Source organism: Desertivirga arenae, from assembly GCF_017355785.1.
Lineage (GTDB): Bacteria > Bacteroidota > Bacteroidia > Sphingobacteriales > Sphingobacteriaceae > Desertivirga > Desertivirga arenae.
In genome coordinates this window covers 201,943-215,616 of sequence record NZ_JAFEWE010000007.1, presented here as the reverse complement: position 1 = coordinate 215,616, position 13,674 = coordinate 201,943, and the positions used below count along the sequence as shown (strand labels likewise).

Sequence of the window (13,674 nt, the reverse complement as noted above, 5' to 3'; positions counted from 1 at the left end):
TAATTACTCTTCTTTAGCTATCTTACGGATAAGCCAATTGTTCGAATCTCCAATGTAAAAGCAGTTCTTCTCTTCATCATAGGCAATGGCCTGGGGAGCGTTAAACCGCGCTTCTGTACGCAGATCCCCATTGGCATAACCGCTCGTACCATTATTGCCCCGTCCGGCAAAAGTGCTTACCCTTCCCTGGGGGGTCAGGATCCGTATCGCGTGGTTAGACCGGTCGCAGAAATAAAAATCGTACTGATCACCACCCGTCTCTCTATAATCGGGATTCTTTACAAACACCCCTTGAACAGGATTATTTAATCGGGCACTGGTACCTACTCCATCAGCGTAGCCGCCCGTATTAGCTGCCAAACCGCAAACAGTATAGGGTACCTTGAAGATCTTCTTTTCGCGGTCATAATCACTCCGCATGATATAGTGCCTGTCATACTCCATCAAATAGGCATAGTCACCAGATGGATGTACCACCATATATACTGCAACTCCGCTATAGGGATTGCTAAAAGCCAGTTTATCTTCCTTAGTAGTAAAATCATATCTTCGAATGTCACCTGCTCTGAATCGGGAATAATACAGTTCACCATTCTGAGGATGCACCATCGTTCCATTAACTCCGCGAGAGTAAACTTCGATCGCTTTGTTTTGAGTAAAGTTTGACTCACGGCTAAATAGATAATTACCATACTTGTTATCAACTGCATGATTGTGAGATACAATAAGATCTTGATTTCCGTCAATCCTCCAGTCTATTACTGATACCCTGTCAAAGTTAGTCCTGAAATAACTGACATATTGCTTCTCAAAATCGATCAATCGCGCGCTGTTTCTGTCGCCAGTGAAATAAAGGTGATTGCGATTCTTCGGATCGAAAGACAGCCAGGTTATTCCTTTAAACGCTCCGCAATCGTTGAAAGGACCTTCTTTTTCCTGAAAGTCGGTTGCAACTTCGTAGTATTTACCAAGAAAGGTAGAAACCAGCCATTTTCTGGTATAGGAGAAATTTTCTTTTGCGGCAGCCTGGGCGACCTCTTTTGCACCATCCATAATGCTAACCTGAATATCCCCATTATAGGCTGTTTCTGGAATAATACAATAAAGACTATTGTTTTTTACGCCTATCACCTTAGCGCTTTTTCCTCCTATGACCACCTTTATCTTGGAAAGATCATTCCCAAAGTTATCGCCATAAACAACCAGGCTGCTACCCGAGCCCCCCTCTTTTGGGTAGAAGTCGGAAATAACTACCGGCCTGGAGGAGTCAAATCCCACTTCCTGTTTTATCTCCTCCTCTTTACAACTTCCCAGGCATAGAAAAATTATGGAAAATAAGGTCCATGGGATTTGCCTGTACAAATCTGATAAGTACTTGTTAATCATAAAATTTAGTTAAATTGGTTATTACTGATTGTCAGCCTCTACTTAGCTTTCTTAGCTGCTAGGACTTATTCTTATTCTGTTGGTTAGTTTTTTCATTGTATTGTTAAAGCCGCTTATAAGATCGATCCCTATTAATCGCCCAACAAATCATTCCCCTAAATAAGGAGGACGCAGTACCCGGTGCATCATCTATCGGTTTACATATCAAAGTAAGTGAATGGCAGACAGTTAATTTATTCAACCTTTTGTCGTCTTGTCTCATGTTGCTAAAGCCCAGAGCTCCATGCATCCTCAATTTTTCACTTAATCCCCCCCAAATTCGACATCTAACATCGCCCCCTTATCACCCTGTTGTCTCATCCATTCATCAAGCTTATGCTGATAATTTGTAATAAGGGTTTTATATTCTGCTTCTTCAGCCAGATTATTCAATTCTTCAGGATCTTTAATAAGATCGTAAAATTCAACGGCAGGGCGATTTGCAATCCTCGATGTAAGCTTTTTTGCCAAAACCTCTGTTTTTGACTTCTCCACCCAGCTTGTCCAGACAAGCTGCTTGTTAGCGGTATTCATCATATATTTGATGTAATAAGGTTTTTCAGCAGTGAGGTTATTGATCAGTTTAAACTTTTTATCTCTGATTGCACGGATTGGATAAGATGGTCCTTCAGGAATGTTATTGTAGATGAGATAAGCACTCTGGCGATGCTCTAAAGCTTTTCCCTTGATCACAGATAGAAAACTTTTTCCATCTAAGCCTGCAATTGGCTTACCACCGGCAATATCGACAAGTGTTGGGGTAATGTCTTCATACTGCACTATGGCTGAATTTTCTGTACCAGGCCTGGTAACTCCCGGCCACTTTACAATCATAGAACTTTTGACTCCATTATCGTATAAACTCCATTTGCCACCCGGAAATTGTGGCCCCTGTTCTCCCAGAAATATTACAATAGTGTTCTTATCCTGCCCTTTTTCCTTCAGCAAATTGATCACATCTCCCACCTGATTGTCCAAGCGCCTTACTTCGGCAAGATATTTACAAAACTCTTCGCGTGTAAACTTGGTATCAGCCCAATGAGCAGGAAGCTTCAGTTTGGAAGGATCGAACTCTAAAGGATCTCCGACAGTCCAGGGAGCATGCGGATTTATGCTCATCAGAAAGAGGCAAAATGGGTTGTCTTTTTGATCCACAAATTCTTTCACACTATCCAGGAAATATTCATCGGTACTTGCAATACAGTTAGGTTCAAAACCTGGAATGATCTGAAAGGGAAAAATTGCTTTGGGTTTAGTAACATGGTCTTTTCCGCTTAACCCTACCCGGTATCCCAAGTTACCAAGATAATGGGCCACACTTTTAATATTGTTGTATACCGGTTTGTGATTTTGGTAAGCTCCGTGCTTGACAGGATAAAGCCCGGTAAAAAGCGAAGCCCTCGTAGGAACACAAACAGGTTCAGAAGCTATAATTTGATTAAATTTCAGGCCTTCCGCGGCAAGGGCATCAATGTTCCGCGTGTTTATATTTTGACCTCCATAACAACTTAGCTGCTTAGAATCAAGATCATCAGCCATAATAATTATAATATTTGGCCGCTGCTCTTTTATAACAGAAGCTGGTTTTCGTCTTTTAGACGCAGATGCAACTATGGCAATCAGTAAAAAGGCAACTGCAATAATTCTCAGACTTATTTTTCTTATTTTCATATCACAAGCTTTTAAACCCCTTTTAAATTTCCTGACTAACCTATATTAAAGTGCTTTGGTAACTTCTAAACTAAAGACATCCTTTTCTGATTCTGTTAATTGTATCCTGATAATGTACAGACCGTCGGATATCTTCTGTAAATCGACTTTTTCCCCATTGCATCTAGCCTGATAAACATGCTTATCATTCAGGCAGATTAACATGCTTGTTCTTTTATTTCCTTCATCAAATAGCTTGAACTTTGCGACGAAAGACGCATTATCCGCACCTAATTTCTGAGCTAGAGGCCATATGTTGTAGCCATAGGTTATTGTACCGGGACGAAATAGCGCACTAAACCAATTCAATACCGGCGATGATAGAGCACCGAACTGGTGCCATCCGCCCCCGTTTCCGGTTTCTACACTAAAATTCTCCCAGCAGTTATAGGAATCTTCCGTTTCCCTTTTCCAAACGTCCAAGGCCGTCTGAGCAATTTTAATGGCTTTTTCCGGCTCATTTAGATCAAGCATTGTCTTCCAAAAAAACCATTGATGGGGCATCCAAACCCGGCCATTCCAGTAACCGTCTTTATTGTAATAAGGAGCACTTTGATCTATTGCTGTAATACCCTGGTCAGTCCAAAGCTTGCCTGGAGAAAAAAGGTTGTCGAGTATTTTTTTCTGCTGTCCTGAAGTACAGATCCCGGCAATCAAGGGACTACAACCATCAAGCCCCATATTAAAGTTCTTACCATCGCGAAATTTTAGTAAGCCTTTAGCCCTACCGTTCTGGTCATGTTCCACATAGCCGTAATAGCCAGCGTCTTCGTCCCATGCATTTTCCTGCAAAGCCTGGCTATAAATATTAATATCAGAATTGTATTGCTCCATATCCCTATTTCTGCCCAGTTGCCATGCGGCCATCCTTAAAAGCTTCGCAAAACGTATTTGATGGGCGGTATTGATCGTAGGTGCTACAAGCCGTTCTAGTTTATTCTGATGTACAAATACTTGCGGAGAGTAATCATCCCAGCCACCCGAGTTATAAAAAATATCCCATGTGCTAAGTAAATTCGATTGCAATTTTCTTGTCGGGGAATTTTCTGCCCCTCCAAGAAATTCATAATACCTTTTCAGTCGAGGATAGAAATAGCTTAAATATTCTGGATTCTGGGTTTTGTTCCATAACTCATTATACAGATAGGCCTGAACTGGTAAAGGTGTGCCATGTTCCAAAAAAGCAGACTGCTCTTTACTATCCATCGTATAAGCATTAAGACTTTCAAGAGCCCTACCCATATTAAGGGCGCAATAGCCTAAACCTATAAAACCGGAATCCCATGTATACAATGAACTCCATTTTTTTCCAGGGGTAGTATGTTTTACATATTGATTTACCGTAAAGGTGGGGTAAAGCAAATTAGTAAGTGTCGTCGCTTCCAATAACTGCAAACTGAATTGGTAAGGGATACCAGCTCTATTAATTGAACGATGAGATAGCGCATCGCTTTCCTTTTCAAGTAATCTTTGCCCATCTTCCCAGCGCCTGTCAAAGGATCTTAACTTATTAATCACCTCTATTTTGCTAAATCCTGATACGATATACACATACCGGGAAGCTCTTTGTCCGGGCTTAATCTTGATCGGGGCAGAAAAGATATTTTTAAACCAACCCTTTCCATTACCTCCAATTCGGGTAGGCTTTACATTTTCCTTTTCAGATCGTACCAGGTGATTAAATATGCTTAGTACTTTATCAGGATTGTCGTCTGATAATTCTCTCTCTTCTGCAGAATGATCATCCCAAACAATTCCATAATATTCTTTTATGTCATCAAATTTAAGTACAGCGGCATTCGGGAGTACCTGCTCTATTTGTTTTGGAGTAAAGTTCAGCTGTTGGTCAACAAAATTTATGGATGAAATCTCTGTTCTTTTAACGAGTACAAAACCATCGATCCTGCAAATCGTGTTATTCATCGTTTCTAAAGAGAAATCGAAATCACCATTTGGCAAGTCATCCACATCTATCTCAGCTATTGAATACCCATCAGATCTTTGGATCGTAATAGGCTTTAATAGACGTCTATTCACCACAGGTTGCAGTATGGCACCCGATCCCGAAATAGCTTTGGCTCTTATCACGATCACACCATTTTTAAGCCTCCTGTTGTTTGAAACCTTGTATATCAACGTTCCTTTACCGTTCCTCCCACATATAATTGCCGTATTACTCACTGAGCTTTCATCCCTCACCTGTCCCCGCAATTGCCCATCGTATACCAGGTTATAGTTCCAGGGCTTAACGCTTTCTAAAAATTGTTGATAGTCTGGAGCCCGGTACCATTCTACCATTGCAGGTAAAACAGCGGCCACTTTTCTTTCATAGGGGTAGGTAATTGAACTAAAAATATTTAAAGCAAGGCTTCTGTTGCTGCCCGTATTATTGACAAACTCTGCTTTAATCAATCGGCTTCGTTCATCTACCTTACAAACTGCGACATCACAAAATACCCTGTCTTTCCATTCCAGTTCAAATCGGTAGGAGTAATAAGAAAGATCGGGAGTAGCTCTCCAGGGATGATAACCCGATTCACGCTTGACATTAGCTAAAGGAGTTAGATTTCGAAAATATAAAGAGGGTTGAACAGCGACATCAAAGCGGATCCCATTATTTGCTGCAGGTATATGAGAAACACCAACAGAACGGTCTGAGTATGGTCCCCAATCTGGAAGGGCCATATCATGTGTTCCTTTGAGAGAATTAGTAAATCCTTTTTCCCAGGAAGTATAAATTGACGGACTTGGTTGAGCAAACGAATTTACCAGTAACTCTAGCCAAACTATCGCTGTGAGAAGTATTTTATAAGATTTGATCATGGTTGAAAATCAGACTACTTACCGGCAGAAGAATGCTTGTCATTCTAATTTGCTGTCAGGTTCAAATTAAATTGATGGCGTTGCTATTATTTGTTCATGTTATTGTCGAATTGTCTCAAACTTGCCCTGATTACGCTTAAAAAACAAACACAACAATCAGACAATCAAGGAATTAAACAGAAAAATATTTAGATAATACTATCAATAATAGAGTATTTAGTTACAATATCAGGACCTATTAAGTATATTTGATACTGACTGATTATGAACTTCCTACTTCGAGCCACAACTTTCCTGGTAATGATTTTCTGTTCCTGGGCCTTAACCAGCTCGTCCCAGTCATACTATTTCAAACATTACCAGGCTGAAGATGGATTAGCTCATAACTCAGTTACTTCTATCTTCCAGGATAGCCGGGGACTGATGTGGATAGGAACCCGGGGTGGGCTTAATCGTTTCGATGGGTACAGTTTCAAAATTTACCGCAACAAAAAAAACAAGTTTGGGAACGTAGGCAATAACGTGATAAGGGATCTTGCAGAGGATAAAAATGGGATGCTTTGGGTCGGAACCGGAAAAGGAGTTTTTATGTTCGATCCGGTGAAAGAAGTGTTTACTGCCCTCGAAGGAGCAGCTCAGGCGTATATTAATGATCTGGTGATTGACGACGAGAACAATTTGTGGTTTTCTGCCAATTCATCGCTGTATAAGTATGATCAGAAAAAAAAAGAGTTAAGGGATTTTGGAATAGTCGCCTCTTGCCTTGCCATAGACACGAGAATGAATTTATGGATAGGCAATAACGAAGGTATCATCTCTGTGTATGGTATAAGAAATAAGTCTATGACCAGGATAGAATTGTTTGATAATCTTACCCCGCGGCATCTTAGATCAATCAGCGAGATATATCCTGTGAATGAAAATGAAATACTGATCGGATGCTTTAAACAAGGTCTGAAGAGCTACAATAGAAAGACGGGAGCAATTATAAATTTAACACTTGGAAGCAGTGATCACTCAGACATGTATGTACGTGATATTGCAAAGGGGGAGCAGGATGAGTATTGGGTTGGTACAGAATCTGGGATCTATATTTATAATCTTAAAAGCAATTCGATCCGTAACCTTCGCAAAAAACCTGGCGATCCTTATTCCTTAGCAGACAATGCAGTATATACCTTATGCAGAGATAGTCAGGGAGGCTTGTGGGCAGGAACCTTTTTTGGAGGGGTGAGCTATTACTCTAAAGAAAATGCCCGTTTCAATAAATTCTATCCGGTCCATAGTGAAAATTCTCTTTCTGGCGAAGTAGTACGCGAAATCTGTTCGGATAACAAGGGCAATCTCTGGATAGGTACAGAGGATGGAGGTATAAATAAATTTAATCCTGTTACACAGCTTTTCACCAACTATAAAGCCAACGGTATGAAGGGAGCGATCTCTTATCCTAATATTCATGGTCTGCTTGCGCTAGACAACCAATTATTCATAGGGCCCTTTCTTCATGGAATGGAGATAATGGATATGCGAACAGGTTTGATAACTAATAGATTCAGGCTAATCGGAAATGGAGAGGACCAAACCAGCGATTTCGTCCTCTCCATCTACCTTACGCGTGACAGTACCCTTCTCGTTGGCACAGCCTACACAGGTTCTGGTCTTTTCAAGTATGACAGAAGGAAGAAAACGTTTACTAGGATAAGCCAGATTCCTTTCAACTCCTATGTATTTGCCATAACCGAAGATTCTAAAGGTAATATTTGGACTGGAAGCGTATCCCAAGGCGCATTCTATTACAATCCTAAGACGGGAAGATATGGCAATCTAAGGTTTGGTGACAAGGTCAAAGATAAAATTATTAATGAGTTTGCCGTCTATGGCATTTTCGAAGATAGTAATCACGCGCTATGGTTTACAACCGAAGGTGGCGGCCTGATCAGGTTAAGTCCTGATAGAAGAACGATAAAGAAATTTAACATTCAGACAGGATTGCCTACGAATATTCTTTTCAGGATCCTTGAAGATGATACCGGCCACCTTTGGATAAGTTCTCTTAAAGGTTTAATCTGTTTGAACATGCGCACATATGATTTCAAGGTCTATACTAAAGCTAACGGCTTAATCACCGATCAGTTCAACTTCAATTCGGCATACAAAGACAATAACGGAAAAATGTACTTTGGCTCTGTAAAAGGTCTTATAGCTTTTAACCCTAAAGAGTTCAGGCAAACTGATATCAAACCCTTAACCTATATAACGGGCTTCCAGATCAATGACAAAGAAATTACTCCGGACCTTCCAAATGGACCTTTGAAGAAATCTATTTTATATACCGACTCGATAGTTCTCGCTTATAATCAAAACAATTTCAGTATCGAATTCGCAGCCTTAAACTATTCATCTCCCGAGGTTACCCGTTATGAGTTTCAAATGCAGGGCTTGGATAAAAGCAGTACCTACTTGAGTAAAAACAGAAAGGCTTATTTCACAGATTTGTCTCCCGGAGAATATACTTTTATTTTAAAAGCTAAAAGTAATGTAGGTAGCTGGATTGGAAATGAACGAAAACTTCATATTAGGATACTTCCTCCGTTCTGGAAAAGCGAAATTGCGTACGTCATTTATATACTAATCCTCTCGCTTAGTCTATTCTGGGCTATTCGCTACTATCACAGGAATTTAGAAAGAAAAAATCTCCAGAAACTCAGGCTATTTGAACATGAGAAAGAGAAAGAGATCTATCAGGCCAAGATTCAATTCTTTACCAATATTGCCCATGAGATACAGACACCCTTAACCCTTATCCTGGGACCTGTCGAACTCATGGTGAATGATGCGGATGAAGAGAGTGAAATGAAAGAAAACCTGCTAATGGTAGAGAAACATGCGCAACGTCTTTCTGAATTAACAGGACAACTTCTGGACTTCCGAAAGACGGAGACGCATCAATTCGGGCTAAACTTCGTTAATACCAATATCAACAAGCTTTTAAAGGAACAGGTAGTAGCTTTTCAGAAAGAGGCGGAAAAGTCACGGATCTTCCTCCAACTTGAATTGCCTGATTACGATATAATTGCGTTTGCAGATAAAGAAGCACTTGTAAAAATAACTTCTAACCTTATATCAAATGCATTAAAATATGCAGGAAGTGCTTCAAAAATACAGCTTGAAGCTATAGGACCTGATAGTTCTCACTTTTCAATTCAATTCTGGAACGATGGCAAAGGCATTCCAGATGATTATCGAGAGCAGATATTTGAGCCGTTCTTTAGGGTTGAAAGTCAGGACAAACCAGGAACAGGTATAGGTCTTTCGCTGGCTAAATCTCTCACGGAGCTTCATAGTGGAACCTTAAAGTTACTATCAGGGGAAACAGACAACGTCATCTTCGAACTGACATTACCCATTCATCAGAAATTTGAATTTAATTTAAGCAGCTGGAAAAATAAAAACTAAAATGACTGACAGTATTTTATTAATTGACGATCACGAGGATATCTTAAAGTTCTTATCCACAGTCCTGCGACAGGATTACAAGCTATATACCGCACTTGATGGAGAAAGCGCTCTATCAATCCTGAACACAGAGATCGTGGATCTTATTATTTCAGATATCATGATGCCCGGAATCGACGGCTTTGAGCTTTGCAGGGTTATAAAATCCAATGTTGAATATTGCCACATTCCAGTCGTACTGTTAACTTCGAAAAACTCACACCAGGCTCACATTGAGGGATTGGAATCAGGTGCCGACCTTTATATTCAAAAGCCGTTCTCTCCCGGTTTGCTTAAAGCCCAAATAGCCAGCCTGCTAAGGAACCGTCTGAAAATAAAAGAACATTTTGCCAGTTCGCCATTTGAAGATGTTCGTGTAATGGCTCACTCTAAGACAGACGAAGCATTTTTGAAAAAATTGGATGAATACATACGCAAGAACATAAAAGATCCGGATCTGAATATCGATGAGCTTGCAGATCATATGAATATGAGCAGGCCGACATTGTACAGGAAAGTAAAATCGCTTTCCTCTTTGTCTCCAAAAGAATTGATAGATGTTACCCGCTTGAAAAAGGCTGTACGACTGATGGCACAAAATGAGTTTTCACAGTATGAAATTGCCAAGATGGTAGGATATGGAAGTCAGAGCCTTTTTAACAAGAATTTCCAGCGCTACTTCAAAATGGCTCCCCTTGAATACCTGAACTCTCTCAACAAGTCGTCTAAAGAAGAGGAAATCAATTAAGAGATTCCCGGTAATAAGGCTTTCGTAAAAGCTTCCCAAAGCCGAAAAGGATAAGGGAAGCTTTTGCTGTTGATTTCCTTTCTAATACTTGAAGACTTTACCATCAACAATTACTTCCTGACGATCCTGGTCGAATGTAGCTTTGCCCCCTGTACGTACTGCTGCGTTTGTCATTATAGTGGCAATAGAATGATAATACCCGGCTTCAACCGGAGCATTAGGTTCTTTCCGGCTGCGAATACATTCCAGCCAGTTCCTCATATGATTAGAGCTTAATACATCTGCGCCGGTATTGGCGGATGCCGCCGCAGCTGAAGGAGCAGAAAGTTTTACTTCAGAAAGCAAGTTGGCCTTCATCCCCATTGCTGCCGCTGCTTTTTCCGTTAAGCCTCCTTGCGGAGAAATTTTATTGGTGATCAGATTCAGCTCGCCACCATTTGAGTAATAGATTTCTGCAGGTCTTTCATCCCCATTATGCATTCTTGAGCTGAAAACTACCTGAAAACCTTCCGTCTTGTTATTTAAAGGACCATAATCAAACACCGCGGTTGTTGTATCCCAGTTACGCCTGCCGTCTTTCCATTGATAGATCCCCCCATTTGCTGTTACACTACGCGGATGAGGCAAACCGGTGAACCAGTGAACAGTATCGATCTGGTGGCTCATCCACTGCCCCGGCATGCCTGAAGAGTAAGGCCAGAACAACCGGTATTCGAGATAGATCCGGGGGTCAAAAGTTTCAAAGGGACGGTTTAACAAAAATCGTTTCCAATCTGTATCCTTCTCTTTTAATTTAGATACAAGTTCTGGCCTGCGCCAGCGTCCCGGTTGATTCACATTCCAGCTCAGCTCCACCATGGTGATGTTCCCAAACTTACCCTGCTTAATAAAATCTGCCGCGGCCTGATAGTTCTGCCCGCTTCTTCTCTGAGAACCTATCTGGAGAATCTGCTTAGACTTTCTGACAGCCTTTAAAGCTTCCCTGGCATCGTCCATAGTTTCAGCAAAGGGCTTTTCACAATACACGTCCTTCTTATTCTGAACAGCTTCAATAGCATTCAATGCATGGGAAAAATCTGGAGTGCTAATGATAACCGCATCAAGATCTTTTAAGGCATACAGCTCATCATTGTTCCTGCATGTAGCTATTCCATGACCGATCTTCTTTTTAATATGCTCGGCTCCCAGGTCCCGACGATAATTCCAGAGATCTGAAAGAGCTATTAAATCACAATTCAGCTCCTTATAATGGTTCAGAAAACAGGGGAACAAGGTATTTTGAAACCTGTCTGAAAATCCGACAGCTCCAACTCTGATACGATCATTTGCGCCAATTATATTGCCATAGCTTTTTGCCGACATACCCAGGGTCCCCGCATAAGCTCCGGTAGCAGCTATTACTGCTTTTTTAATAAAGTCCCTTCTCGAATTTTCCATAAATAAAACCTTAAAGTGTTTTTATACGGATATTTCTGTAAGAGACCTTATTACCATGATCCTGCAACAGAATACGGCCTTTTTCCGCCTCACCAAAATCTTCCCAGTTCTTATACTTACTATTAGCCACCAATTCACGGAACTTTTTTGATCCGCGTTCATATTCAACTACCTTTATCCCATTCAGCCAATGTTCAACATGATTATTGGGGTAAACCCTGATTTCTCCCGAGTTCCACTGCCCGATCGGCCGCATGGAAGAAGAAGGTTTATTAGAAGGAATCAGGTCGTAAAGAGAGGCCAGCTTTCTATTTCCATTCATTCCAAGCTTAGCATCAGGATGACGATCATCATCCAAAATCTGGAATTCAAGACCAATTCCTGATTTATCAGTTTTTTCCTTTTCAGTAACAAAGTATTTCACACCACTATTCGCGCCTTCTGTAAGTTTGAAGTCGAACTTTAAGATGAAAGCAGAATATTGATTAGCAGTAACAATATCTCCACCCGAACCTTGTTCTTCACCATTAGAAGGTTGTATAGTAAGTACTCCATCTTTCATTTCCCAGCCCCTTTCAGGAAAATGATCTTTAAATATAGCTCGCCATCCTTCGCCATTCGTACCATTCCAAAGAAGCTTGAAGCCTTCCTTTTTCTCACTTTGACTTACCGAATTTATATAAGGCTCTTTTGAAGTCTTGCTTTGCCCCCATGCTGTTCCTGAAGCAAAGAACATTAATAGTCCCGCGAAAAGTAATTGGTTAGTTTTCATAAATTACACTATCGTTCTATTGTAAATGTGTGTTTTTGTTAGCCTGGTTAATGCATCTATCGTTCAGGTTGCCCTATCTCTATTCTTTGGAAACAAGCTTTTCCTGTGTCAGCTTCCTGATCAGATCCGTTTCCTCTTTCTTGTAAGGCGTACCATCTGCGTTAAAAATATCATGAAACCACAGCTTTGGCTCGCTACCATCTGGCAGAGGTGTATCCCAGGCATATTTCGTATTGGTTTTACCGTCCACAAACCCCCAGTTGATGGCAGCTACATTTTCCTTTTTCAACATCGGTAAGGTATTGATAAAGGTACTATTACGTGTACGGGCCATGTATTCTGTACAGATTAAGGGTTTACCATGCAGTTTCAAAAGTTCGATCGTTCTCAAGTGACGACCTGGATCATCATAACAGTGGTAAGAGACCACGTCGGAGTTCATCAACTGAAAACGATTAAGTTCAGCAAAATTCTCTCCCCAGCTCCAGAGGCCCATCGTTAATGGTTGTTCAGGGTTTACTTCCCTTGCCCAACTTACAACCTTTGCAAGCAAAGGCATAGTAGTACCTAACTTACCACTATTCCCTGGTTCATTATACAAATCCCAGAGAAGTATCCTTTTATCCTTTGAAAAAGTCCTCAAAACATCTTTCACATATACCTCCAAAGCCGCATAATTGGATTGCTCTTTGTAAGCCGGGTCTCCCGGATCTTGCATCCAACCCGAATTATGTACACCCGGCTTTTTCGCCGGTTGTTTTCCTATTGCAGGTATCTTATTCCAGCAATCGTCAAAAAATACCAGTACAGGCCTTATTTTATGCTTATCTGCAATTTTTAAGAACTGGTCCATACGGCTTTTAAATCCTGCCGGATCAGCCTTATAGGCAAGACTATGCAGATATACCCTAGCAGTGTTCATTCCAAGGCCTTCTGCCCATCCCAGCTCTTTATCAATACGCTTTGGATCGAAAGTCTCGGCCTGCCACATCTCGAGTTGATTAATTGCATTAGCGGGTATATAATCAGAGCCTACCAGCCAGGGCTGTTTGGCATACCATTCATGGGCCTTTTCTGCCGACCATACTTTTTCCGGTGCTATTATCTGCTGCGAAAAGGCAACCGGGACCTGTAGGAGGAAGGCCGCGATTAAAAAAATAAATAGTTTTGATTTCATAAATGTTGTTGTTCTTGGCTGCGTAATATCACATCTACATTGTTAGATTGTTCGAAATCACATGCAGCGCCTATTATCTCGAAACTC

General features: G+C 40.9%; 8 protein-coding genes. 2 read left to right on the top strand and 6 right to left on the bottom strand.

What is annotated here, in order from left to right; all coding sequences use genetic code 11:
- Window positions 1-3 precede the first annotated feature (3 nt).
- The 3 genes from J4N24_RS15485 to J4N24_RS15475 form a co-directional block, all read right to left on the bottom strand.
- Complete coding sequence (locus tag J4N24_RS15485) at window positions 4-1,386, bottom strand: IPT/TIG domain-containing protein (protein ID WP_207534605.1); 1,383 nt, start codon at window positions 1,384-1,386, stop codon at window positions 4-6.
- Between the two features lie 303 nt (window positions 1,387-1,689).
- Window positions 1,690-3,096 carry a sulfatase family protein gene (locus J4N24_RS15480; protein ID WP_207534604.1) on the bottom strand — a complete coding sequence of 469 codons (1,407 nt, stop codon included), beginning with the start codon at window positions 3,094-3,096 and terminating at the stop codon, window positions 1,690-1,692.
- Between the two features lie 45 nt (window positions 3,097-3,141).
- Entirely contained in the window at window positions 3,142-5,958 is a 2,817-nt protein-coding gene (locus J4N24_RS15475; protein WP_207534603.1) for an MGH1-like glycoside hydrolase domain-containing protein, read from the bottom strand.
- 264 nt (window positions 5,959-6,222) lie between these two features.
- On the opposite strand from J4N24_RS15475, the gene J4N24_RS15470 reads away from it, so the two are divergent.
- Both J4N24_RS15470 and J4N24_RS15465 read left to right on the top strand, forming a co-directional pair.
- A complete protein-coding gene (locus J4N24_RS15470) occupies window positions 6,223-9,414 on the top strand; it encodes a ligand-binding sensor domain-containing protein (protein ID WP_242691651.1) in 3,192 nt (1,063 codons plus the stop codon).
- 1 nt (window position 9,415) lies between these two features.
- Window positions 9,416-10,201, top strand: a complete 786-nt coding sequence (locus J4N24_RS15465; RefSeq protein ID WP_207534602.1) for a response regulator transcription factor — start codon at window positions 9,416-9,418, stop codon at window positions 10,199-10,201.
- Window positions 10,202-10,282: 81 nt separating this feature from the next.
- Here the strand turns inward: J4N24_RS15465 and J4N24_RS15460 are convergent, their stop codons facing one another.
- The 3 genes from J4N24_RS15460 to J4N24_RS15450 all read right to left on the bottom strand — a co-directional run bounded on the left by J4N24_RS15460 (window position 10,283) and on the right by J4N24_RS15450 (window position 13,587).
- The gene (locus tag J4N24_RS15460; protein ID WP_207534601.1) at window positions 10,283-11,638 is read right to left on the bottom strand and encodes a Gfo/Idh/MocA family protein; all 1,356 of its coding nucleotides are present in this window, start codon (window positions 11,636-11,638) and stop codon (window positions 10,283-10,285) included.
- A 10-nt stretch (window positions 11,639-11,648) separates the two neighbouring features.
- Window positions 11,649-12,410 carry a 3-keto-disaccharide hydrolase gene (locus J4N24_RS15455; protein WP_207534600.1) on the bottom strand — a complete coding sequence of 254 codons (762 nt, stop codon included), beginning with the start codon at window positions 12,408-12,410 and terminating at the stop codon, window positions 11,649-11,651.
- Window positions 12,411-12,489: 79 nt separating this feature from the next.
- Entirely contained in the window at window positions 12,490-13,587 is a 1,098-nt protein-coding gene (locus tag J4N24_RS15450; RefSeq protein WP_207534599.1) for a cellulase family glycosylhydrolase, read from the bottom strand.
- Between the last annotated feature and the right edge of the window lie 87 nt (window positions 13,588-13,674).